Annotated in this window: 17 protein-coding genes; 11 read left to right on the top strand and 6 right to left on the bottom strand. The window is 60.3% G+C overall.

Going from position 1 to position 24,184, the window contains the following annotated elements; genetic code table 11:
* Nucleotides 1-59: 59 nt before the first annotated feature.
* The 3 genes from Q4D83_RS11140 to Q4D83_RS11130 all read right to left on the bottom strand — a co-directional run bounded on the left by Q4D83_RS11140 (nt 60) and on the right by Q4D83_RS11130 (nt 4,049).
* Complete coding sequence (locus Q4D83_RS11140) at nt 60-2,162, bottom strand: ATP-binding cassette domain-containing protein (protein WP_303175386.1); 2,103 nt, start codon at nt 2,160-2,162, stop codon at nt 60-62.
* A 12-nt stretch (nt 2,163-2,174) separates the two neighbouring features.
* On the bottom strand, nt 2,175-2,729 hold the full coding sequence (locus tag Q4D83_RS11135) for an ECF transporter S component (RefSeq protein WP_303175385.1): 555 nt from the start codon (nt 2,727-2,729) through the stop codon (nt 2,175-2,177).
* A 264-nt stretch (nt 2,730-2,993) separates the two neighbouring features.
* Nucleotides 2,994-4,049, bottom strand: coding sequence for a UDP-N-acetylmuramate dehydrogenase (locus Q4D83_RS11130; RefSeq protein ID WP_303175470.1), 1,056 nt, complete (start codon nt 4,047-4,049; stop codon nt 2,994-2,996).
* Between the two features lie 69 nt (nt 4,050-4,118).
* On the opposite strand from Q4D83_RS11130, the gene Q4D83_RS11125 reads away from it, so the two are divergent.
* From Q4D83_RS11125 to Q4D83_RS11105, 5 genes are all read left to right on the top strand, one after another.
* Nucleotides 4,119-4,610, top strand: a complete 492-nt coding sequence (locus tag Q4D83_RS11125; RefSeq protein WP_303175384.1) for a DUF2505 domain-containing protein — start codon at nt 4,119-4,121, stop codon at nt 4,608-4,610.
* On the top strand, nt 4,611-5,414 hold the full coding sequence (locus Q4D83_RS11120; RefSeq protein WP_303175383.1) for a class I SAM-dependent methyltransferase: 804 nt from the start codon (nt 4,611-4,613) through the stop codon (nt 5,412-5,414). It begins immediately after the preceding gene.
* A 32-nt stretch (nt 5,415-5,446) separates the two neighbouring features.
* Nucleotides 5,447-6,178, top strand: a complete 732-nt coding sequence (locus Q4D83_RS11115) for an LmeA family phospholipid-binding protein (protein WP_303175382.1) — start codon at nt 5,447-5,449, stop codon at nt 6,176-6,178.
* A 546-nt stretch (nt 6,179-6,724) separates the two neighbouring features.
* A complete protein-coding gene (locus Q4D83_RS11110) occupies nt 6,725-8,665 on the top strand; it encodes a hypothetical protein (RefSeq protein ID WP_303175381.1) in 1,941 nt (646 codons plus the stop codon).
* Nucleotides 8,658-9,275, top strand: coding sequence for an ABC transporter ATP-binding protein (locus Q4D83_RS11105; RefSeq protein ID WP_303175380.1), 618 nt, complete (start codon nt 8,658-8,660; stop codon nt 9,273-9,275). The genes Q4D83_RS11110 and Q4D83_RS11105 overlap by 8 nt, the downstream gene beginning before the upstream one ends.
* Here the strand turns inward: Q4D83_RS11105 and Q4D83_RS11100 are convergent.
* Nucleotides 9,272-9,817 (bottom strand): deoxyribose-phosphate aldolase, encoded by a 546-nt coding sequence (locus tag Q4D83_RS11100; protein WP_303175379.1) that lies wholly within the window; start codon nt 9,815-9,817, stop codon nt 9,272-9,274. The genes Q4D83_RS11105 and Q4D83_RS11100 overlap by 4 nt on opposite strands.
* A 97-nt stretch (nt 9,818-9,914) precedes the next feature.
* Between Q4D83_RS11100 and Q4D83_RS11095 the strand changes: the two genes are divergently transcribed.
* From Q4D83_RS11095 to Q4D83_RS11075, 5 genes are all read left to right on the top strand, one after another.
* Entirely contained in the window at nt 9,915-10,316 is a 402-nt protein-coding gene (locus tag Q4D83_RS11095; RefSeq protein WP_303175378.1) for a hypothetical protein, read from the top strand.
* On the top strand, nt 10,316-10,756 hold the full coding sequence (locus Q4D83_RS11090; protein WP_303175377.1) for a hypothetical protein: 441 nt from the start codon (nt 10,316-10,318) through the stop codon (nt 10,754-10,756). Before Q4D83_RS11095 ends, Q4D83_RS11090 begins: the two co-directional genes overlap by 1 nt.
* A gap of 10 nt (nt 10,757-10,766) precedes the next feature.
* Nucleotides 10,767-11,651 carry a formyltetrahydrofolate deformylase gene (gene purU, locus Q4D83_RS11085; RefSeq protein ID WP_303175376.1) on the top strand — a complete coding sequence of 295 codons (885 nt, stop codon included), beginning with the start codon at nt 10,767-10,769 and terminating at the stop codon, nt 11,649-11,651.
* 124 nt (nt 11,652-11,775) lie between these two features.
* Nucleotides 11,776-12,441, top strand: a complete 666-nt coding sequence (locus Q4D83_RS11080) for a TetR/AcrR family transcriptional regulator (RefSeq protein ID WP_303175375.1) — start codon at nt 11,776-11,778, stop codon at nt 12,439-12,441.
* Between the two features lie 201 nt (nt 12,442-12,642).
* On the top strand, nt 12,643-21,675 hold the full coding sequence (locus Q4D83_RS11075; RefSeq protein WP_303175374.1) for a type I polyketide synthase: 9,033 nt from the start codon (nt 12,643-12,645) through the stop codon (nt 21,673-21,675).
* Nucleotides 21,676-21,776: 101 nt separating this feature from the next.
* On the opposite strand, the gene Q4D83_RS11070 is transcribed toward Q4D83_RS11075, so the two are convergent.
* Nucleotides 21,777-22,058, bottom strand: coding sequence for a DUF2516 family protein (locus Q4D83_RS11070; protein ID WP_303175469.1), 282 nt, complete (start codon nt 22,056-22,058; stop codon nt 21,777-21,779).
* Between the two features lie 27 nt (nt 22,059-22,085).
* A complete protein-coding gene (locus tag Q4D83_RS11065) occupies nt 22,086-23,411 on the bottom strand; it encodes a DUF445 domain-containing protein (RefSeq protein WP_303175373.1) in 1,326 nt (441 codons plus the stop codon).
* Nucleotides 23,412-23,907: 496 nt separating this feature from the next.
* Between Q4D83_RS11065 and Q4D83_RS11060 the strand changes: the two genes are divergently transcribed.
* Nucleotides 23,908-24,184: hypothetical protein (locus Q4D83_RS11060; protein ID WP_303175372.1), on the top strand; the 277-nt coding region annotated here is incomplete at its 3' end.

The raw sequence follows: 24,184 nt of genomic DNA, 5'->3' as shown, positions 1-24,184 counted from the left end.
GTTTTCATGGGCGCTGGTTTATAGGTGTTTATGGGAGCCGACGTAATTTTCCTCAGGTTTTATGCCAACACGCTGACCGATATCACCCCCAAGATGACGCACAATACGCTGGCGCTGTCACGCCATCGCCAGTGATACCGCTGGTTGCTGGTGCGTGGATTTGGTGCCGGGTAGCCGCGGGATAGCAGCGCTACGGACGTGCGTTCGGCAAAGCGAATGGTGGCCACTAGCAGTGGTAATACGGCACGGACGGCCACCTTCGCACGGTGTGTCGTCCGCGGCCATAATCCGGTTCCGCGCGCTTCATTAACCAGCAGGGTGTTTAGTATTTCCTGCCACTGATGCCGCACGTAGTGCAAGATTGACAAGCCCGTCATGGGCACCACCACGAAGGTATCGCTCAGGCGGAAGCTCTGCTGCGCCGATTCCAGCACGCGCCGCGCATTTGTTACCGTGCCGCCGATAATCGCCCACGCGACGCAATGAGCCAACGCCAAGCCATGGCTCGCACCAGCGACGATGATTGAGTACGAGCCCGACATCTCGCCGGTAAGGCTGCTGCGTGCCCCCACAAGCGCAAACACAACGCCGACAGCAAGGATTACTTGCAGTTTTGTTGCCAACGCGCGGGGCGATTTCCACGTCAGCGCCACCAAGATGGCCACGGCCACCGCCAGCAATCCGAACAGCAAGCCCACCGACTCAATGCCGAACGATGCAACGATGATTGCAAAAATGCAGAACTGGATAGCCACCGGATGCAATGTTTGCTGGCTGCGGTCGTCAGCGCGTTCAATTCGCTCAGCGATGGGCGTAGGTTTCTCCGCGGGTGCACGCCCCAAATCGATTGTTGCGTCGGCATATTCGGCAGCAAGTTGTTCGTCGTGGCATACCCATACGACGGTCGCCCCAGCATCTGCGAGCGCACGTAAACACCTAGCTACCAGTATTTTTGTCACTGGATCTTGGTTCGCGGTGGGTTCGTCGAACAGCATGATTGGGGCGGCGCGAAGCGTGGCCGCGAGCACGGCAAGGCGCTGCTGTTCGCCACCGGAGAGCATAAACACTGAGGCGCCATCTTCAATGTGTTCTAGCTTGAGCGCTGCCCGCAGGTGCTGTATTTCCGCTGGACTCCATGCCGCGTGTCGGAGTGTTGCCGAGCTGGCCCGCTGGATCGTCTCAGCGACGGTAACATCACCAAACTGAAGTTCAGGGTTTTGCCGGCACCATGCGGTCCGTCCCAGCAATTCTCCGGGACCTCTGACCGCACCACTGTGCGGTCGCGCAGCTCCCGCAAGCACCCGCAATAAGCTGGACTTCCCGCTACCGTTTTCGCCGCGGATCACGGTGATTTTCCCCGCTTTAATCGACGCGCTCACCGCCGGCAAACTAGCCAAATTCTTCCGGCTGACCAGCTGATCAAGCTCAATATCGTAGCTCGTCTGAATGGAAAATCCCAGTGCGAACGGCGCCGCGGCGATCGTCGAAGGGGATTGGGAGGAAAGACGGAACACACTGGCGGTTTCGAGGCTTTCGGTGTGGTTCCGATGTGAGACCATGAGCATGGAAGCCTCGCCACTTTCGACGCGTTCGTTGAGTGCGGCAAGGAGGCGGTGCCCCCACGCGGCGTCGAGATGCGCGGTTGGCTCATCAAGCAAATATAGTTTCGGTTCGGCCACGCAAATGCAGGCTATGGCGAGCCGCTGGCGTTGCCCTCCCGAAAGTTGCCAGGGACTAACCCAAGCTAGGTGATCCAGCGCGAAGTCGACGAGGCAACGCTCGGTCCGCCGCACTATTTCCTCGTACGGCAAACCCAGGTTCTCTAGCGGAAACGCAACCTCCTCCCAAACGGTTGGCATAAGCACATAGGCATCGGGATCTTGGGCTACGTAACCGATCCCCTCGTGCAACGGGTATTCGATCTCCTCGCGATCAAGCACGCGCAGCTCGCCAGAGATACGCAGGTCCGGATGAGTTTCGGTGATTACCCCGGCACAGGCCGCCAGGAAGGTAGTTTTCCCGCACCCGGAATCGCCGACGAGCAAACAGCCTTCACCCATACCGAGGCGTAAGGAAACATTTGAAACTATTTGCGCACCGGCAGCGGCCTCAATGCTGACCGCTTGCGCCGCGATTGTTTCGGTTTCTTTTTCTACCTGCATGTGCACCGCCCCTTAACGCTTACGCAGCACTCCTGCGGCCAGCACTTTTGCATGTAACCGATAGGTGACCAGCAGCAACACCAACCCCGTGGCGGTAGCAATGAGCGCGCAGATCAAACTGGCTGTCGTTGATTGTTGGCTGCTACCCACCGCTTGGGGCACGAACCACCCGAGGAAACTGCAGAGCAGGATCACACTTATCACGTATTGCCACGCACTCCACCGCCGATACAACAACACCACAAACGGAAGTTCGAACAGTATGCCCTCTAAGGCGAGCGCCCCCAATGCGCTAGCTCCAAATGGTGAGGTCAGTGCGGAGATAAAACCAATAGTCAACGCCGCGATCAACGTCGCCCCAGGACGTCGCACCAGCAGCGAGGCGAGGGCGAAGGGCAGCACCCAAAAACCAAGCACCGCCGCCACTAGGTAAAAGTGTAGGAAGCTCAGACCAACTTGCAGGTAGATCAAGGGAACGATAATCACGGATCCCGCAACACCGATGGCTGCGGCCACCAAATATTCGCGTGTTGCATTTCTGGCTTCGGTATTCCGTTGACTTCCCACAAGGATCTCTTTCCCTTGACGCGGTAACCTCCGCTGGCGCGCCTCAACGTTGTTAGTACGGGCCGGAGGTATTGAAAACACACAACACGTTAGTTAGGTAAAGCTCCCCTTTGAACCCCAAGCCGGCAAAAACCCCATTTAAGGGGTGCCATGCGAAGCTTTTCCACACGTTGACACGCTAAAACTCGGCATCTCATCCAGAAAGATGCCGAGTTTTCTACCCCCAAAGCCCGTGTTTTTGTTACCTTGCGGTGAGCCTAGACGTTAGATTTGCACCCCCACCCACACTGGCTCGGGCTCCAAACTCACCCCAAATACTTCCTCCACACCGGCACGGATATCACGCGCCAGCGCCACCAGATCGGACGTCGTAGCCGTACCCCGATTTGTCAGCGCCAACGTGTGTTTTGTGGATAGTCGAGCGGGCTGGCCTTCCCCCGGATATCCTTTGCCAAATCCCGCATTGTCAATCAACCAGGCAGCGGAGAGCTTCCACCCGCCGGTGACAGCGAAACACGGCATTTGCTTGGCCACTCCACGTTCCTCAGCGATAGCTCGCACACGCTCAGCCGCCTCGGTAGAAACAATCGGATTAGTAAAGAACGAACCCGCGGACCAGGTGTCATGGTCAGCTGGGTCGTACACCATGCCTTTGCCCCGCCGCAACGCCAGCACTGCTTCACGTACCTGCGCAATTGGCGCGCGGCTTTCAGCTTCGACACCAAGCACACGAACGAGCTCCCCGAAACGCAGCGGCGCACTCAACCCGTCGGGAGTCAACGCAAACTCCACCTCGAGGACCACTGCGCGGCCAGTGAATTTGAGGTTGGAATATCGATAAGCCAAGTCGAGGTCTCGGGCGGCCACCCATTCATCGACGCCGCGAACACGATCCCACAGGCGCACCCGCGTAAGTACATCGGCTATTTCCACCCCGTACGCACCAACATTTTGCACGGGGGTCGCACCCGCGGAACCGGGTATTCCGGAAAGGCATTCGACACCACCAACGCCCGCTACTACACACTCAGCCACCACGTCGTCCCACACCGCGCCAGCCTCGGCGACAACCACCCCGGTATCCGGCTCGATGCGTACGGCATCACATTCTAAAATTACGGCTGCCACATCGACGTCGCCGTCAGCTACAACAAGGTTGGAGCCGCCGCCGACGATGAGGACGGGGACGGACGCGGCGTCGAGAAGCGAAACTACGTTTGCTACGGCGTCAGCGGAGGAACAGCGTACGGCGAGGGCAGGTTTGCCACCAAGATGCAGGGTTGTGAGCTGGGCAAACGTAACATCCGGGTCGATGGTCACATCCGGGAGCGCGGCAAGGCGAGCAGCAAGCGATGAATCATTCACGGTACTAACGGTAGTCTGTTGGGTATGGCTACGCGTATTGAAAATACTGTCACGATCAACCACGCCCCCGAAAAAGTCTTCGCAGCGCTCACCAACGCCGATTACTGGGCGTACAACGTTGCGAACCTGTCCACCGAGCCGGGCGAGGTTCACTCCTTCACCGCAACCGACACCGGCGCTGAGGCCGTCCTCTACGAAATCATGCCTATGGAACTCCTCCCGGAGGCCGTACGCGCAATGATCAGCCAGTCCCTGAAAATCAAGCGTGTGTTCACCGTAACCTCCGCCACTGCGGCAAACTACACCGCTGACGTGAAAGGCGCACCGGTGGACTTCAAGGGCGACGTCACCATCGGCGGCGAAGGCGACACCACCACGCTTAACTATTCGAACGAAGTCAGCGTGACCATCCCGTTTATGGGACCCGCCATCGAACCAAAGGTCGCGGAAGCCATCACCGAGCTGCTGGCAAACGAGGGCGCGCTGACTGAAAAGTGGATAACCGAAAACCTGTAAATGGCTGATCACGCCCACAATCTGCGGGCGAGTTTTCGCACACAGGGGCCAATCGGGGTGATTACCCGCGGCACGACCCACACCAACCGCCTGCGACGTTACGACCGTTGGATGCGCCACCACCCGGCGATCCAGCGGTCGCTGCTACATGCGGAACGCCCGTTGGTGATCGACCTTGGCTACGGCGCCTCCCACACCACCACCTGCGAATGGGCGCGGTGGCTACGGCAAGTACGTTCGGATATCGACGTACTGGGCTTGGAAATCGACCCCGCGCGAGTCTTGCCACCGCGCGACGGTGTCCGCTTCGCGCACGGGGGTTTCGAGCTCGCCGGTCACACTCCAGTGCTGGTGCGTGCACTCAACGTGCTGCGCCAATACGACGCCTCCCAAGTCTCCACCGTTTGGGAACAAGTTTGCGGCAATCTCGCTCGCGGGGGCTACTTCATCGAAGGCACATGCGATGAGCTAGGGCGCCGCTGCTCCTGGGTACTTCTCGACGCCCGCGGCCCCCAATCCCTCACACTTGCCTGGGACCCACACCATTCCACGCGCCCCTCGGACCTTGCCGAGCGCTTACCCAAAGCCCTCATCCACCGCAACATTGTGGGCGAAAACATTTACGCCTTACTGCGGGACGCGGACGACGCCTGGGATCGCACCGCGGGGTGGGCACCCTATGGCCCGCGGGTCCGCTGGCGCGAGGCAAGGGAACTGCTTATCAGCGCTGGCATACCCCTTGATCCGGTGCGCCGCCGTATCCGCGACAATATTCTTACGGTGCCGTGGGCGTATGTCGCCTAGCATTCAGCAGTAGCTTGCGGGATACTCGTGGAATGAAGAAAGTTCTGGTTGGTCTACTTGTAGTAATCCTTGTTGTTGGTGTCACTGCGGAAATAGGGTTCCGTACCCTCATTGGCAAAGAACTCCGCCAAAGCATCGCCACCTCCGCAGGAATTTCCGAACAAGACGAACAACCGACCGTCTCCTTCGGAGCAACCCCACTCCTCTTCGCTGCCGCCACCCGCAACGTGCCGGAGGTACAAATCCACGTGCCATCAACCCTTGACTTGGCCGCGCAGACGGGTGCACCGCCAACGGATATCAACGTTCGATCCCTGGACATCACAAACTCACAAGTGCCGATTGCTGGCACCCTGACGTTGAATACGGAAATGCCCACCGATTTCATCTTCGCCATGGCCGAGCAAGCTAGTAGCCAAAGCATCCTCGGCGACTTAACCAAGGTCAGTGCGATTCGTATGGACGCCGCGCGAAATGTGATCATCGCCGAACTCGCCCAAGGCAGCGCCACCGTTGAAATCACGCCTAAGGCGGAAAACGGTGAACTCGTGCTCGAGGCCTCGAACGCCAGCGTGCTGGGCCTGGCTCTCCCACCTGAAGTTTCAGACGGCATCACCCATTCATTGCGCCAAGGGGCTTCTAAATTTGCCGGAAACCTTCAGGTACAACACGTCCAAGTCACCGAAACCGGCGTGAAACTCGAGCTCGGCGGCAACAACGTCAATCTAGCCGACCTGCAACAGCAAAACGCCACCGTCCAATAACAACACACGCCGAGCACTAGGCGACAACTTCGAGCCGCGAGCAATCCCAGCTCGCGGTTTTTTATACCCCCCATTCACCGTGCGCTGGTGCCAGGTAGCAATTCATAGGCAGCCATTTAACACTATTTCAGCGAATGTAACTAACCACTGGCCAGGAAAGGCAAAACCTCCTCTACTTTTAACTCGGTTAGATAGCGTTCAAATTGAAAACTAAACATTGGGGGTAAAGCACGATAAACTTGATCGCGCGACACTCATTTTTGTGCGACGATCTATCAAACATCCAACAGCATCGCAATGAAGCACCCCGATACGAAAGGCTCACTAATGCGCACAAAAGTCAAATATGCTGTGCTCGCAACACTTACTTCATCGCTACTCGGAACCGGTATTGCCACAGCGGAAATTGTCCACCTCGGACAGCGGGTGTGTAAATAAAAATGTCTGGTCACACGCATCGACACCGAAAGCTGCTTGGGGCAACAAAACTTACTACAGGTTCTGCTAACCAGCTGGCTTAACCAATAGTGTCCAAAAGGAGTGTCCGTGAAGTTACTTCTGCGCCCCCTGTCTACTGCTTATGCATTTCTGGCGATCATCGCCGCAATAAGCGCATTCTCTGTAACTAAAACGTTAGAAGAATATCAATACACTGCGGGGGATCGCGCCGTTCTAATTACGGACACTTCTCCAAAAATCTCCGGTGAACAATACTGGGAAGCACTACAGGAATTCTCTGACGTCGAGAATATCCCAATTGCACTCTCCAAACCTGACCTAACCACAGCGTTCACTAAAAATATATTCTACGCCACAAACGTAGACATGCACACACAAGGCTTCAATAGAGAAATAGTTACAGAGTTTCGACCCCTTAATGAGATCACCACAAATGACCCACGCGGCCAGTACACTGTTATTGGCGGAGTCGAAGCGCAAGATAAATTCTTATCGTTCGTACGAAGCCTCGGATTTCAGGCAGTAGAGCGACAGAGCCTACTACTCGACCTATTGCGCATGGATCAGACAGTTCATACCGTGCTTATATCACTCGTGTTCCTTGGGCTCCTTAGCCTCGCAGGCGTGGTTTTCGCCGCACGTGAGCAAGCAATCATGAGGTTACACGGATTGAACGCGTTCTGGTCCTTCGTTTCGATCAATCGGCAGTCTGCACGTTTTACGCTTATCGTCTTTACATTCGTCAACGTTTTCGGTTTAATTTTCCTGGGTTTCTATAATCAGTTTTCAGGATTCAGCCTTTTCACGGCCGTTTATTTAACGATCCTAGGGTTAGGCCTCGCAGCTATCTGTACAGGACTCATGGCAGGTATCACATCTCTGCGCTTATTGTCCTTACTTTCTGCTCTTAAGGGTCAATTACCTGGCAAGGTCTTAATCACGATCACCTCAGGGGTAAAAATCTTTACACTCTACATGTTTACGTTTACCCTAATCTTTACAGTCTCACTTTTTAACGAACGATCGTTGCAAAAGAGCGATGCGACTCTCTGGCAAGATCACCACAACCTTACACGCATCCTCATTAACGCCGGAGTCGAAGATTACGCAGAACGCTTGGCTCCCAGCCTACGCAATTCGGACCTGCGCAAAGAAATAGTCTTGGCAGATATGCTGAATATCGGTGACCACTCGAGTTTTTCACGTGCAATATTGGCTAATCGTAAATTTGCGGAGCTCAATGGAATACAGGTAGATCAACAAGACGATTCTATTGTCATAGCATCACCCTCTGGCACTTCAGATTCCCAGCTTCGCAATGCTTTAGAGCTCGTTGATTTCGAACGAGAACTCGCTGGCGAAGCGGCTGAAAGTACACGCATCACATTCCAAGAGCTCCCGCTAGGCAAGGAGTTTTTTACATTCGCCACCGCTTCTACCCTTTTTCAACCGCGCGCCACAACCAGCGATTCGATTATCATCATCTTTCCGCCGGGTTTAGCTACACTCTCAGACGGTAATTTGGCTGCAAAGGCCACCCAAGGAAACGTCGTATATGTCTCGCCAGACAAAGTACCAAAAATCAATACAATAGGCGGCTATAGCACCGCCGCCGAGCAATTGGCGTTAGCCCAAAGTAATCTCAATCACGAACTCCGACAGAGTCTTTCCAACCTGTCATTATTATGCGTCTTGCTTGGGGTGATCATTGTCGCCGAGGTATTGGTGTACCGCACTCACCACGCGCGGCGCCTGCAAGTGCACCAACTTCTGGGTGTGACTTGGTTGCGCACTCACGGTCTATCGTTCGTGGCTGATTGTGTGTTCGCATTTTTGCCCCTGTTTTTCCTGTTCCGCGTGCATTTGGAGCTGCAAAGAGATTTACAATCTGGTAGCCCGGCCGCTATTGAGCTTGCCCGCACGCAACCCGTCACCGCCACCATTGTCGCTTTGGCTGTCCTTGCGTCCGTTGCGGGGCTTGCCATCTCTACCTTTGGAAAGAAGTTTCAGCGTGCTTATCGTGAATGATTTGTCTAAGAACTTTGGTAATTTCACCGTGTTTTCTGGCCTAGATTTCCAATGCAAACCTGGTACGGTCACTACGCTTACCGGTTCTTCGGGTTCTGGCAAGTCCACGTTACTGAATTGCCTGGGCGGCTTGATTCGACCGTCCACCGGCTCAATTACGGTCGAGGGAAAGGACATCACCAAGCTTGGGTCGCGTGGTTTATTGATGTTCCGCCGCACTACGGTGGGCTATCTGTTTCAGGATTACGCCCTCGTCCCAGATAAAACCGTATATAACAACGTCGCGCTCGCTATGGGTTGGTTCCGCCCCCGCAAAAACCTTATCGATGAAGCCTTAACTACAGTCGGGCTTACCCGCTACGGCAATCGCCCCGTATTCGAACTCTCCGGCGGCGAGCAACAACGCGTAGCCCTCACCCGACTTTTGCTGAAGCGCCCGCCTCTCATCCTCGCCGACGAACCTACGGGTGCCCTCGATAAGGCAAACTCCATCGTTGTGCTCAATCACCTCAAGCAAATGACTGTCGACGGCGCGACGATAATCGTAGCTACCCATGATCCGCTCGTCATGTCCTACGCCGACCAACACATAGCGCTAACCCACAGCTAAACCCCTCGTTCCAGCAGCACTTTGCTTGCACCCGCGTCCAACAGCGCAGCCTCGTCTTCCCCAATGGCCCAAACCTCACCTACCTCGCCATTGGCAGCGGCGAGATCTGCAATCGCCGCATCCAAAATCAGCAGCCTATCGGCCCCCGCCATGCGAGCCGTTTGTATCATCGCCGGGTCTGGGGCTCGCAACGCAACGATGAGTATTGCCGGATGGGGCACTGCCTCCCGCACGGCAACCACTTCGGCGATCAGCGCGTTTTGGTCTTGGAGGTTGGCCAAATCCGGCACCAGAATTATCTCACTCGCCCCGTATTGCACGGCGAGCCGCGCTTCGGCGCATTTCACCAGAACGTGATGGTTGCCAGTAGGCCAACCCGCCGTAGAAACAATTCGAACACTAGGACGTTCCCCGGCCGCGTGCAGAAGGTGCGGCGCGATGACCACAGTATCGACGTCGTGCGCGCGGGCGTCGGCAAGCAAGTTTCGCACATCGGCGGCTGTGGTGGCTGGGGCGAGGGCGGTGAGTACTATTTCGTTCATACAAGTATCCCACCACAGTCTCGCCGTTTCTCCTTGTAAGCAACCTTGCGACACGCTAACGTTTGGAAGCGTTGGATACCACTTTTGAGGAGTCGTTATGGCCCGCGGCAAAACCAAGCCCACAGAGCCCGATTTGTCACTTCGAACGAAAGCACTACCCATTATTTTCGGGGTGGAGGATCTGGCTTTCGAACCTGATGCCTCCGGCACGGCGTTTCACGTCCACCAAGAGGGGTACCAGGTAACGTTTGCCTACGATCCTGGCTTCAATATTTATAACGCAATGGTGCATTTCACGGATGGCTTCACGGCGGACCCGCAGGCCTGCGAGCGGTGGAACATGGCGAATCCGGGCATGAAGGCACTGCCAATCGAAGTTGCTGGCGAGGCGATTCTGGACGGTTCCACGCCGTACACCTTGGCCCAGCTTCATAATTTTGTGTGCACTTCCCTACGCCAGGCCGCCGAACTGACCCGCGCGCTCAAGGAGAATAACTGATGCAGGACTGCCCCGAACTTCACCCCGAAATCGCACGCTTGAACGGTTTACTCCCGGACGCGGACGCTCCAGCGATGTTTCTGACCAAGGAGCCCACCCCGTACGTAACCGCCGAGCGTGTCGCCGATGTGTTCGGCCGCATTGGGCTTTTCGACGTCCCAGTCCGCGGGCACCGCGTGTACGTTTCGGACCACGGCGTACCGGCGGACTTGACTGTAACGGACGAGTATTTGATTTACGAGCTGGTAGCAGACGCCCCCAACGCCGATGTCGAACTCGCCAGCGATAATCCATATGTGACGGCGCTGCTGAGCAATGGGCAATTGGTGGTGCGGTCTGCGGCGTTGATTGGCGCTGGCATGACGGACGAACAGCTGGAGCAGTTTCTGAACCTGAGCATCACGCAGACTCGCGAGGCTATGAAGACTATCCTGGGGTAAACTCCCAGCAATGAGCAGCAATTCGCTAACCGAACATCAGTACGTTCTCACCCTTGGGTGCCCGGATTCTACGGGCATTGTGGCCAGGCTCTCCACCTTTATCTCGGAGCTTGGCGGGTGGATCACGGAGGCCGGGTATTTCACGGATCCGGAAAGCGGTTGGTTTTTTACCCGGCAGGCGGTGCGCGCCGATTCTATCAACATCTCCTTCGCGGAATTATCCCAGCAATTCGGCGCGGTTGCCCGCGAACTGGGTGAGGAATCCCGATGGCGCATCTGGGACACCGCTCACCATAAGAAGGCAGTCATTTTGGTCACCCGGGAGGGGCACTGCCTGCATGACTTACTAGGCCGCGTTGCCCAAAACGATTACCCCATGGATGTCGCGGCGGTCATTGGCAACCACGACGACTTGCGCCCGATCGCCGAGCATCACGGCATCCCTTTCCACCACGTGCCGTTTCCCAAGGATGCGGTGGGCAAGCGCAAAGCGTTCGACGAGGTGGCGGCGATCGTGGAATCCCACAACCCAGAGGCGATCGTGCTGGCGCGATTCATGCAGATCTTGCCGCCAGATTTGTGCGAAATGTGGGAGGGTCGCGCCATCAACATCCACCACAGTTTCCTGCCATCCTTTATGGGTGCCCGCCCGTACCACCAGGCCTATACACGGGGTGTGAAACTCATTGGTGCGACCTGCCATTACGCCACCACCGATTTGGATGACGGCCCGATCATCGAACAGGACGTAATCCGTGTCAGCCACAAAGACACTCCCACCGACATGCAGCGCTTGGGCCGCGACGCGGAAAAGGTGGTGTTGGCACGGGGGCTGCGGTTCCATTTGGAGGACCGCGTTCAGGTGCATGGGAACCGCACCGTGATCTTTGACTAGCCGCCCCTGTTGCTAAAAATCCGCACATAGTTTCGCCATATCCTCAACTGTTTGCGGTGGCACAATAAACTAGGTACGTGAGTCACGTTGGCATGCAGCCATAAACTTGGGAAGTGACGGTGTAATGAGCAGCCGATTGCAAACACAACAGCGGTTAGTTGAGGCAGCTCGCAGCGTCATTGTGGAATACGGTATTGAAGGATGCACCCAGCAACGTATCTGCAAGCAGGCTGGCCTTACTCGTGGGGCGTTCTATTCTAATTACGCCGCAAAAGAGGATTTGTTTACTCACGTGGCGCAGGACGCCTACCAACGAATTATTTCCCGCCTTGACCAAGTGGTTGCGAGCTGGTCCGGGGAAGATTCCGTAGCGGTCGGCGAGGCCGACGCGGGGGCCCGGATCTGCATGTTTCTGTCCCGCGCGCAGGTTGAACTTGGCCTGACGCGCGAATTGTTCATTCTGCACAATGAACTCTTGTCGCGCGCCGCGCGCGTACCGGAATGGGCGCTGCAATTCCGAGAAATCAACCGGAAGTTTGTGCTCCGAGTTTCACAAGTGCTTGAGCTTATTGTGAATCAGGTGGGACGCACCCTGAATCGTAGCCCGGAGGCGATCACACACGCGGTACTTGGAATTGCCTTACGTTCCGCTGGTATTTCTGCATGGAAAATTGAAGTATACCCGCATAACCATGCCATAAAACATACAAACGGAATATTAGACGATGAGGATGCGGTGGATATGATTCTCACCCTCCTGATCGCCTGCTCGGAACCCCTACCGAAATAGCATTCGAGCGGGCCACAGTGGGTAAACGCACAGCTTGGCGACACCTTCACATGCGCTAGGCCACGTTTGCGGGGATGGATTTTTACCCACCTTGCAGGCACGATACATTAATGTATTCGACGGTGAAAGTATCCCTTGTTAGCATTCGAGCGACGCAATCTATGCGCCAGAGAAAGCTTGTTATAACAAGAGGAGTTTTGCATGATTCTGTCGTCCCTGTTGCCGTTGCATTCGTTTGAATACCCGGCACTGCTCTTCTCGGGCCAGGCCTCCCCATGGGCCAAGGCTCTGGAAGAATCGGAAGACCCCCGGCTTGTTCCGCTGCTGGAAAAAGCCGAACACAGGATCGCACCTTTCGCTCGGCAGCGGGCCACCGCAGCCCCCGGCGCAGATGCCCGCCTGAAAGATCTGATCACCAACCCTGAAGCACCCAGCGTCATAGAATTGGACGCCACCCCAGCGGTGAGCGTGCCCGGTATCGTGCTGAAGCAGATCGCCGTGATGTGGCACCTGCAAAACGCAGGCCTTGACCTGAGCAAAGCTTCCTTTGTGGGCCACTCTCAGGGCAGCCTCGGCGTCGCCGCGGCTGAAGCCCTCGACGATGAAGAAACACTGGTGGATGTCCTCGCATTCGCCTTATTGCTCGGCACCGCCGGCACCCTGGGCGCGCAGCAGCTCGGGGGTCAGGTTGGGGAATCTTGGATGCTCAGCGTGGGCAATGTCCCCCGCGAGGTCATCGAAAAGGCGGTGGGCCAGGTTGCTGGCGCGGAGCTAGCGCTGCGCAATGGGCACACCAAGTTCGTCATTTCCGGCGCCCCGGCAAAACTCAGCCAGGTAGAACGCTTAGTCGAGCAGGCCGCGGAACTTCACAATAAAGAACTTGATGAAAAACGCACGGGCGGCACCCGGGTGGAGCCGAAGTTCCATTACCTTGAGGTTTCCGCACCGTTCCATCACAGCGAGATGCAGGACGCCGCGAACCAGGCGGCACAGTGGGCGGCCCAACTGGGGTTGCGTGTTGACGCCCAGGGCCTCGCCGATGATATTTTGGTCAACCACCACGATTGGCCCGCGGAGCTGGAAAAACTGCTGAAGTCTTCGAAGGTGTCTCACCTCCTGGTCACCGAGGCCGGCCACGGCTTGCAGCGCATTACCACCCCGTTGCTGGAGGGAACCGGCGTCACCATGGTGCCGGCGGGCACTGCGGATGATCGCGATAAGCTCGCCACTCCCGGCACCGAAATCCCCCAGGAGGAGACCTGGGATCGCTTCGCGCCGAAGCTGGTGGAGTTGCCGGATGGCAGCATCAAGGTGGTCACCGCGTTTAGCCGCTTGACAGGCTACTCCCCGATCTTGTTGGCCGGCATGACCCCCACCACGGTGGACCCGGATATTGTGGCCGCCGCGGCCAACGCCGGGTTCTGGGCAGAGTTGGCCGGCGGCGGCCAGTATTCGGAGGAAGTGTTCACCAAAAACCGTGACGGTTTGGTGGCTCAGCTCAAGCCGGGGCGCGCAGCGCAGTTTAACTCCATGTTCTTCGACCGCTACATGTGGAACTTGCAGTTCGGTGTGCAGCGCATCGTGTCCCGTTCCCGCGCTGCCGGCACCGCGATCAACGGTGTGACTATTTCCGCCGGTATTCCGGAGCTCGAGGAAGCCAACGAGCTGATCGCGCAACTGCACGAGGACGGCTTCCCCTACATCAGCTTTAAACCGGGCACCGTTGAGCAGATTCGCGCCGTGCTGAACATCGCGCGTAATAACCCGGGCACGACCGTGATTATGCAGGTGGAAGACGGCCATGCCGGTGGCCACCACTCCTGGGTGAATCTGGATGATTTGCTGCTCGCCACCTACGCGGAGATTCGCCGCGAACCAAACGTGGTGGTGTGCGTCGGCGGCGGCATCGGTACCCCAGAGCGCTCGGCGGAATACCTGACGGGTTCGTGGTCCACCAAGTACCATGTGCCCGCCATGCCGGTGGACGGCATTCTCGTGGGTACGGCCGCCATGACCACCAAGGAGGCGAAGACTTCGCCGCAGGTCAAGCAGTTGCTCAAGGACACCCCCGGCATCTCCGCCGGCTGGGTGGGGCGCGGCGAGTCAAAGGGCGGGGTGACCTCTGGGCTGTCGCACCTGCACGCGGACATGTATGAGGTAGATAATGCGTCCGCCGCCTGCTCCCGCCTCATTTCCTCCATCGAACCCAGCGGCGAAGCCATGGAGGCCCGCCGCGAGGAAATCATCGAGGCGCTGAACAAAACCGCCAAGCCGTACTTTGGCGACGTCAATACGATGACGTACGCGCAGTGGGTGGAACGGTTCGTGGAACTGGCGTTCCCGTGGACCGACCCCACGTGGCCGGACCGGCTCTTGGATCTGCTGCACCGCATCGAAGCGCGCCTGTCTGCCAAGGACCATGGTCCAATGCCCACGCTCTTCCCCGATATCGACAGCGTAGCGGATGGCCCCGCGGCCGTCGAGAAGCTGTTGGAAGCGTACCCGCAGGCCCGCACCACCACCGTTGGTGCGCGCGACGCCGCGTGGTTTATCGGGCTCAACCGCAAGCACCACAAGCCCATGCCGTGGGTGCCGGCCATCGATGCGGACCTCGCGCGCTGGTGGGGGCTGGATACCCTGTGGCAATCCCAGGACGAGCGGTACCCCGCGGATGCTGTGCGCGTCATTCCCGGCCCAGTTTCCGTCGCCGGCATTGACCGCATCGACGAACCCATCGCCGAACTCCTCACGCGGTTCGAACAAGCTTGCGCGGATGCCCTCGAAGGCACCCCCGCGAAGGTCTTCGCGCGCCTTGGCGAGGTGAAAAACGGGGAGGCTCTGCTGCGCCAGGCACCGCACATCGTGTGGCACGGGCACTTGATTGACAACCCCGCGCACACGCTCAGCCCCGAGGCGGTGGAGCTGATCAAGCCCGCCGAAGGCAGCAACATCTGGACCATCCGCGTACACGCCGACTCCGTATGGGACGGCCTCGAGGGGGTAGACACCCCGTACGTGGTCACCCAGGTGGACATCCCCGTCGCGCTCACCCCGGAAACCGCCACCGGCGCGTCCCCGGTCGTTGATCATGATGCCCTCCCCGACGCCGTGTACGCGCTGCTCGCCGCCGTCGCGGGCGTGGGATCCACCTCCGCCGCTGGCGACGAAATCACCGCGCTGCCCGAGGTGGAGCCGAAGGAAGGCACCGCATTCGGTGTGGAGCGGGATTCCTTTACCCTGCCGGCGTCGCTGCTCACCCAGCACACGGCGGTCACCGGCGCGGGCATTCCCACTTCCGTGGCGCGCATTAACCGGGGCACCGCGGACTGCCTGGTGGGCCCGTGCTGGCCGGCGATCTACGCAGCGCTTGGTTCGGCCTACCTGCCGGACGGCTACCCCGTCATTGAGGGGCTTCTCAACGCCGTGCACCTCGACCACTGCGTAGAGCTGCTGGTGCCACTGGAGGAACTTGCCGACGGCCGCACCATTGAGGTCGAGGCAGAGGCGGCGCCGCTGGAGGAATCCGCATCCGGCCGCATTGTCACCGTGAACTTGACGCTCACTTCGGAAAGCGAGGTTGTAGCCCGCCTAGTGGAGCGCTTTGCCGTGCGCGGGCGCGTCACCAGCGCCCAGCCGCCGTCCGTGGCCCCGGTCTGGGGCGGCGTCGAGGTGGACATTGTGGATACCCCACGCCACTTCCTGCGCCAGACGGTGGTAACCGCCCCGGAGGATATGACGCCGTTTGCCATGGTTTCGGGCGACTACAACCCGATCCACACCTCCACGAACGCCGCCCAGCTGGTGGGCTTGCAGGCCCCGCTCGTGCACGGCATGTGGTTGTCCGCCACCGCGCAGCACCTGGCCACCGCCGGCGCGCGCCTGGTGGGTTGGACGTACTCCATGTTCGGCATGGTCCAGCTTCTCGACGCCGTGGAAATCACCGTCGAACGCATCGGACGCTCCGCACGCGGCGCACTGTCCGCCGTGGAGGTCACCTGCCGGGTGGACGGCAATGTGGTGTCCCGTGGCCAGGCATTGTTGGCCCCGCCCGCCACCGCCTACGTCTACCCTGGCCAGGGCATCCAGACCCCAGGCATGGCCACCGGCGATCGGGCCGCTTCGGCCGCTGCCCGCAAGGTGTGGGAGCGCGCGGACGCACACACCAAAGCCAACCTCGGGTTCTCCATTGTGCAGGTGGTGGATGATAATCCCACCGAGCTGCGCGTCAGCGAAACCGTGTTCCGCCACCCGAAGGGCGTGCTCTATTTGACGCAGTTCACGCAGGTGGCGCTGGCAGTGGTGGCCTACGGCCAGACGGAACGCTTGCGGGAAGCCGGCACCATCGTGCCCGGCTCCATGTACGCGGGCCACTCGCTCGGCGAATACACCGCCCTGGCTTCACTTGCAAACATTTTCGATCTCGAGGCCGTGATCGACATCGTGTTCTCCCGTGGCTCCGCCATGCACACCCTGGTGGAACGCGACGCCGCTGGCCGCTCCAACTACCGCCTGGGCGCCCTGCGTCCCAACATGTTCGGCCTCGACGACGACCAAGTGGTGGACTACGTGGCCGGCATTGCGGAAGCTTCCGGCGAGTTCCTCGAAATTGTGAACTACAACGTTGCAGGCCAGCAGTACGCGGTGGCGGGCACTGTCGCCGGCTTGAAGGCCTTGGCCGCTGACGCGCACGCCCGCGGCGGCGACCGCGCTTACGTGCAAATCCCGGGCATTGACGTGCCGTTCCACTCCCGCGTGTTGCGCCCCGGCGTACCCGCGTTCGCGGCGAAGCTGGACGAACTACTGCCGGAAGAGTTGGACGTGGCAGCCTTGGTTGGCAGGTACATCCCGAACCTGGTGGCCCGCCCGTTTGCCCTCACCCGCGAGTTCGCGGAGGCCATTTGCCAGGTAGTGCCTTCCGAACCGTTGCAGGAACTCCTCGCTGGTGATGGCTTCGAGCAGCAGTCCCCGGCGAAGCTCGCCCGCCTGCTCATGATCGAGCTGTTGAGCTGGCAGTTTGCGTCCCCGGTACGGTGGATTGAAACTCAGGACCTGCTCATCAACGAGGCCATGGTGGAGCACATCGTGGAGGTCGGTTTGGCTTCCGCGCCTACGCTCGCGAACCTGGCGGCCCGCACCTTAGAGCTGCCAAAGAACGCAGGCGCCAGCGTGCGCGTACTGAACGTGGAACGCGATGCGGATGCCGTGAACCTGGCGGATCCGAAGTCGGCACCCGCGCCGGTAGTTGAGGACGAGCCGGAGCAACCGGCCGAGGCACCAGCTCCGGCAGCGGAGGCTCCAGCGGCGCCCGAAGCTCCAGCAGCACCGGCGCCTGCCGCGGCTCCGCAACCGAGCGGCGGCGGCCAGCCCGCGGGCGAACTGCCGATGACTGCGGCGGATGCCATCATGTTCCTGTTCGCCATCCAGAACAAGGTACGCATTGACCAAATCGCGGGCAGCGACACCACCGAGACGCTCACCAACGGGGTGTCCTCGCGCCGCAACCAGCTACTCATGGACATGTCGGCGGAGCTCGGCGTACCGACCATTGATGGTGCGGCAGAGGCGGACGTCGATACGCTGAAGGCTCGTGTGGCAACCGCCGCGCCGGGCTACAAGGCGTTCGGCCCGGTGCTCAGCGAAGTCGTGCGCGGACGACTGCGCACGCTCACGGGCGCGGCGTCGCAAAAACCCGCCTATATTGGCGATCGCGTGACCGGCCCCTGGGGGCTCCCCGCCTCGTGGACGCCGCATGTGGAGGCGGAACTGGTGTTGGGCACGCGCGAAGGGGAGTCCGTGCGCGGCGGTAATGCCGGCACCCTATCCTCCGACAACCCCAGCTCCAAGGGCGCCCTCGACTCGCTCATCGACGCCGCGATCAACAACGTGGCCGCGGCCCACGGCGTATCCGTCTCCCTCGGCGGCGGTGACTCCGCAAGCGGCGGCGGGGTGGTCGACTCCGCAGCCCTCGACGCATACGCAGACACCGTCACCGGCCCCGACGGCGTACTCGCCAGCGTCGCCCGCACCATCCTCGGCCAACTCGGCCTGGAAACCCCCGCGCCGGAAGCCGCCGCGGAATCCGATGCCGCCCTCGTTGCCGCCGTGGAAGCCGAACTCGGCCCACAATGGTTGAAACTGGTCACCCCCAGCTTCGACGAACAACGCGCCGTCCTCTTCGACGACCGTTGGGCCAGCGCCCGCGAAGACCTCGCCCGCCTCGCGCTGGGCGCCGACATCCCAGTCGAACGCTTCGCCGGCACCGGTGACATCGTGGCAGGCCAAGCCACCTGGTGGGCCGACAACGGCGGCGACCCGGCCGTAATGAAGCAAGTAGCGGCAGTGGCCTCCGAGCCCGCCGACGAGCCATGGGCCGCCGACGTCGCCCTGGTCACCGGCGCCGCGCCCGGCTCCATCGCCGGCGCGCTCGTGGAGAAACTCCTCGCTGGCGGCGCCACCGTGGTAATGACGGCCTCCCGCGTAGACGACAACCGCAAGGAATACGCCCGGAAACTGTACGCGGACCACGCCTCCCCCAGCGCACAACTGTGGGTGGTGCCCGCCAATATGTCCTCCTACCGGGACGTTGACGCGGTGATCTCCTGGATTGGCACCGAACAGAAAGTCACCGTTGGCAAAGACGTCAAGGTAACCAAGCCGGCACTGGTACCCACCCTGGTGTTCCCATTCGCCGCACCCCGCGTCTCCGGCAGCCTCGCCGACGCTGGCCCGGCCGCCGAAAACCAAACCCGCCTGCTGCTGTGGAGCGTGGAACGCACCATCGCCGGGGTGGCCGGATTGGCAGCCCAAGGCGCCGGTTCCCGCGCCCACGTGGTACTGCCCGGCTCCCCCAACCGCGGCACCTTCGGTGGCGACGGCGCCTACGGTGAGGTCAAAGCCGCCTTCGATGCCATCCTGGCGAAATGGTCCGCCGAAAGCGTGTGGCCGGACTCCATCAGCCTGGCGCAAGCCCGCATCGGCTGGGTGGCTGGCACCAACCTCATGGGCGGCAACGACCCGCTCGTGCCGCTCGTGCGCAAACACGGCATCCACGTGTACAGCCCCGACGAAATCTCCGACGAACTCTTGGGCCTGTGCACCCCTGAGGCCCGCGCCGAGGCCGCGGAGCGCCCCTTGGACGCCGACTTCACCGGTGGGCTCTCGGAAGCGAAGGTCTCGCTGCCCGAACTGGCGGCCTCCCTGGACCGCAGCGTGCCGCCGGTGGAAGAAGCCGACGAGCCTGCCACCATCAACGCCCTGCCTTCCCTGGTGGTGCCGCAGCAGGCACGCCGCGTGGACCTGGGTGATGTAACCACCCCGCTGGAAGACATGGTTGTCGTTGTTGGCCTCGGCGAAGTTTCGTCGTGGGGTTCGGGCCGTACCCGCACCCTGGCCGAATACGGCATCCAGCGGGACGGCGACGTGGACTTGACCGCCGCCGGCGTGCTCGAGCTCGCGTGGATGACTGGCCTGGTGCATTGGAACGACGATCCCACCCCCGGCTGGTACGACGCGGATGGCACCGCAGTTGCCGAGGAGGACATCTACGATCGCTTCCGCGACGAGGTGGTAGCCCGCGCCGGCATCCGCCGCTTTGTGGACGACTACACCCTGGTGAACGAAGGCTCCATCGACGTTGCCACGGTCTACCTAGACCGCGACATCACCTTCGTGGTGGCTACCGCTGAAGAAGCGCAAGCCTACGTGGATGCCGACCCCGCCACCACCAGCATCAACCCCACCGAAGACGGCGAATGGGAGGTGCACAAGAAGCGTGGTGCAACTGCCCGCGTGCCGCGCCGCGCCGCGTTGAGCCGCGTGGTGGGCGGCCAGATGCCGACCGATTTCGACCCCGCCAAGTGGGGCATCCCCGGCACCATGATCGAAGGCTTGGACCGCATCGCCGTGTGGAACCTCGTCACCGCGGTGGACGCGTTCCTCAGCGCCGGCTTCTCCCCGGCCGAGCTGCTGCAGGCCGTGCACCCGGCGGACGTGTCCTCCACCCAGGGCACCGGTATCGGCGGCATGGAATCCCTGCACAAGGTGTTCGTCACCCGCTTCCTCGGGGAAGAACGCCCCAGCGACATCCTGCAGGAGGCCCTGCCCAACGTGGTGGCCGCACACGTCATGCAATCCCTGGTTGGTGGCTACGGACAGATGATTCACCCGGTTGCCGCCTGCGCCACCGCCGCCGTGTCCCTAGAGGAAGGCGTGGACAAGATTCGCCTGGGGAAGGCAGATTTCGTGGTCACCGGTGGTATCGACGACATTTCCGTGGAATCCTTGACCGGCTTCGGCGACATGAACGCCACCGCCGAGTCCGCCGCGCTCGCCGCAAAGGGCATCAATGAGCGCTTCTACTCCCGCGCAAATGACCGCCGCCGCGGCGGATTCGTAGAAGCCGAGGGTGGCGGCACCGTCCTACTCGCGCGTGCCGACGTCGCGGCCCGCATGGGGCTGCCCGTCTACGCTGTCGTCGCCCACGCGCAATCCTATGCAGATGGCATGCACACCTCCATCCCGGCGCCCGGACTTGGCGCCTTGGCAGCGGCCCGCGGGGGCAAGAACTCGGTGCTGGCGCGTTCGCTCGCCGGTCTGGGGTTGACCCCCGACGATGTGCGCGTGCTGAGCAAGCATGACACCTCCACCAACGCCAATGACCCCAACGAGTCGGAACTGCACACCCGCCTGTGGAACGCCATTGGTCGCGACACCTCGAACCCGCTGTTCGTGGTATCCCAAAAGTCCTTGACCGGCCACGCTAAAGGTGGCGCCGCGCTCTTCCAGATCGCCGGCCTGTGCCACATCCTGGCTACCGGCGACCTGCCGCAAAACGCGGCACTGGACTGCGTGGATCCGGACATCGCGCCGAAGGCAAAGCCGCTGGTGTGGCTGCGTGCCCCCCTCGCTCTTGGTGAAGGCGCCGTCAAAGCCGGTGTGCTCACTTCACTTGGGTTCGGCCACGTCTCCGCCGTGGTTGTGCTGGCCCACCCGGCCGTCTTCGAAGCCGCCCTCGCCGCCGCAGGCTATGACGTTGACGCTTGGCGCGACCAAGCCAACAGCCGCCTCGCCGCCGGCGCCCGCCGCTTGGAGGAAGGCATGGTTGGCCAAGTAGAGCTGTTCACCGTCATCGACGGCCGTCGGTTCCCCGCTGTGGGCGCCCACGAAGCAGAAATCGCCCTGCTCCTCGACCCTGACGCCCGGCTCGGTGCGGACGGGACCTACCCCTCAGCCTAAAGTTAGGTGAGCCGGTAGGCGCTGGTGCGCTAGGTTTTCGGACCTAGCGCACCTTTTGCGTTGTATGAAAGCCGCTCGCTCAACCCCCGAACTCCAGCGGGCTAGTTCCAGTAGTTCCCGCTAAGCATGTCTTTAATCTGCGGCCGCACGTCGAACCAATATACGCCGACGAGCACGATGCCCACCCAACTGAGAAATGGCACGCCAATGGCCACGCAGGCGGAAGCCGCAAGCAACATGCCTACCCAGCCGAACTTGGGATAACGGTCGCCTGCGGTGAAGGCGTCATCACGCGTGGTCAGGGCGGTAATCGCCCCGATGAGGCCGGCGAGCGCAATGGCGAAGTATAAGCCTTCCAACGCCCCGCTGAGGACTAGTTGTATGTACGTGATTACCACCGCGCAACCTTTCTACATTCCGAATAACGCGTGACTAATAGCGTAGATCACGAGGCCAGCGAGCGCACCGACCACCGTCCCATTCAAACGGATGTACTGCAAGTCCTTGCCAACCATCAGTTCTATCTTCTCGCCGGCTTCGTTGGCGTCCCAGCGTTGTACCGTCTCCGAAATTATGGACGTGATTTCATCCGCATAATTGTCCGCCAGGAACGCGGCAGCACCAGTGACGCGACGATCGAGGGATTCGCGCAACGCGGCGTCGTCAGTAAGATTAGCGCCCCAGGTTTGCGCGAGCTGCACTATCTTCACGCGCAGTATCGACTCCGGGTTTTCCGCCGCCTCCACCAAGGACTCACTTGCCGACGCCCAGATTACCGACGCCGCGTTTTGCACAGGCGTCGAGCCCATCACCTCAGCCTTCCAACCTTCCACCCGCCGCTGCATCGTAGGATCAAACTGGAGGTCGTGAGCCAACTGCGAAATAAACCTGCGAATAGCGTTCCGGGCTTCGTGGTTTTTGTTTTGCGAAACCGCAGCGGTCCACTGGGTGAGCTCGCGGTACACCTTGTCGCCAACAACTTCTTGCAGAATCTTCGGCGCCCACGCCGGGCGGCGCTCATCGAGCACGCGGATAATGAAATCCTCCGAATCCACCGCCTTCTTATGCATCCAGCGAACCACCTCATCAACCATGGGTTCCGTCTTGCCTTCCGCAATCAGCTGGTCAAGGAGACGCCCCGCAGGCGGTGCCCAATCCGGCTCCGCAAGCTTATCAATCAACGCGCTGTTGATTACCGCCTCAGCATCTTTCGGATCCAAGGCGCGCACAATATTCGCCGTAAGCCGCCCCGCCTCAGCAGACAACTTCTCCGCATGTTCCGGCACCACAAGCCATTCACCAAGGCGTTGCGGTATTCCCGCCGCACGCACCTTCTGCGTGATCAGCTCGGCGTTGAGGAAATTCTCACCAACAAAACCGCCCAGCGAACTACCAATCTGATCCTTCTTGTTTTTCACAATCGCGGTGTGCGGAATCGGGATGCCTAACGGGTGACGGAACAACGCTGTCACCGCAAACCAGTCCGCCAATCCGCCAATCATGCCCGCTTCAGCAGCAGCACGCACATACGCCACCCAAGCATCCGCGCCACCCGGCTGAGTTTCCGCCCAACGGCACGCAAAATAAATAGCAGTGGCAAACAGCAACAACCCGGTAGCTAACGCCTTATAACGTTTAAGGGAACGACGCCGCTCCGCCTCCACCTCCGGAGACGGACCTGGCACAGCGAGAGGCTCTTGGTCGGCGGCATGCAAAGCAAGGACACTGTCAGACATAGCCCCATTATCCAAAGTTTCCCGCTCGGCACGAGAACGGGTCCGCTCTCCACTATTCAGCACCGCAGCACATAGCGCAGCCTTTTCCCAAGGCAGACGTACTATCACCTCAGGCGGAACCGGGTGAGACCAAACGTACCCCACTCAACGCTGCAAGCTGCACGAAATGCGCCAAGGTCGGGGTACTGCGGAGCAACAATCCTCACCTTGGCTAGTTTGAACTCCGGCACAAAACACAGAGCGCGGGCGGCCAGCGGCCATGTCGAATGTGCCTGAGGCAGATATTGCGTGGGGTGTGTTTTCCCAGGATGAGTCGGGTTCTGGGGTCAGGCTGATGGTGTGTGGTCAGGCAGATTCTACGGGTCCGGCAGATTGTGTGGGGGTGTGTGGTGTGGGTTGGCGGTGGTTGATGAGCGGTGGTGGCCTTTGTTGGTGGCGGCCGTGGGTGATCGGGTAGCTATCGCGTGTATGCATGTGTTGCTTGTGTGGCCGGCCCATGCGTGATCTGCCTGTGCGTGATTTGCCTGGGTTGATGGCCGTGTCGAATGTGCCTGAGGCAGATTCAACACGAGCGGTGTTTGCCCAGGATGAATCTGATTCGGCGGCCAAGCAGGTGGCCTCTGGTCAGGCAGATCCTACAGGCAGGCAGATTGTACGGGGCAAGCCGATTCTATGGGGCAGGCAGGTGGTGCGCCGCCGCAGCAAACGGGGTGCCACGTCGGGTCGGTGGACGAACACGCCTGTGGCGCTCGGGGCGGTCAACAAGCCAGTTT

Origin of the sequence: Corynebacterium sp. (assembly GCF_030532715.1) — a bacterium.
In the GTDB taxonomy this organism is placed as follows: Bacteria; Actinomycetota; Actinomycetes; order Mycobacteriales; family Mycobacteriaceae; genus Corynebacterium.
The sequence above is the reverse complement of the archived record's forward strand: the minus strand, read 5'-3'. Positions and strand labels throughout refer to the sequence as shown.

Excerpts from the sequence above, each read along its gene's own strand:
- Q4D83_RS11140 (WP_303175386.1), bottom strand. The coding sequence starts at position 2,162 with ATGCAGGTAGAAAAAGAAACCGAAACAATCGCGGCGCAAGCGGTCAGC.
- Q4D83_RS11125 (WP_303175384.1), top strand. The coding sequence starts at position 4,119 with ATGGCTACGCGTATTGAAAATACTGTCACGATCAACCACGCCCCCGAA.
- Q4D83_RS11120 (WP_303175383.1), top strand. The coding sequence starts at position 4,611 with ATGGCTGATCACGCCCACAATCTGCGGGCGAGTTTTCGCACACAGGGG.
- Q4D83_RS11115 (WP_303175382.1), top strand. The coding sequence starts at position 5,447 with ATGAAGAAAGTTCTGGTTGGTCTACTTGTAGTAATCCTTGTTGTTGGT.
- Q4D83_RS11100 (WP_303175379.1), bottom strand. The coding sequence starts at position 9,817 with ATGAACGAAATAGTACTCACCGCCCTCGCCCCAGCCACCACAGCCGCC.
- Q4D83_RS11095 (WP_303175378.1), top strand. The coding sequence starts at position 9,915 with ATGGCCCGCGGCAAAACCAAGCCCACAGAGCCCGATTTGTCACTTCGA.
- Q4D83_RS11090 (WP_303175377.1), top strand. The coding sequence starts at position 10,316 with ATGCAGGACTGCCCCGAACTTCACCCCGAAATCGCACGCTTGAACGGT.
- purU (WP_303175376.1), top strand. The coding sequence starts at position 10,767 with ATGAGCAGCAATTCGCTAACCGAACATCAGTACGTTCTCACCCTTGGG.
- Q4D83_RS11080 (WP_303175375.1), top strand. The coding sequence starts at position 11,776 with ATGAGCAGCCGATTGCAAACACAACAGCGGTTAGTTGAGGCAGCTCGC.
- Q4D83_RS11075 (WP_303175374.1), top strand. The coding sequence starts at position 12,643 with ATGATTCTGTCGTCCCTGTTGCCGTTGCATTCGTTTGAATACCCGGCA.
- Q4D83_RS11065 (WP_303175373.1), bottom strand. The coding sequence starts at position 23,411 with ATGTCTGACAGTGTCCTTGCTTTGCATGCCGCCGACCAAGAGCCTCTC.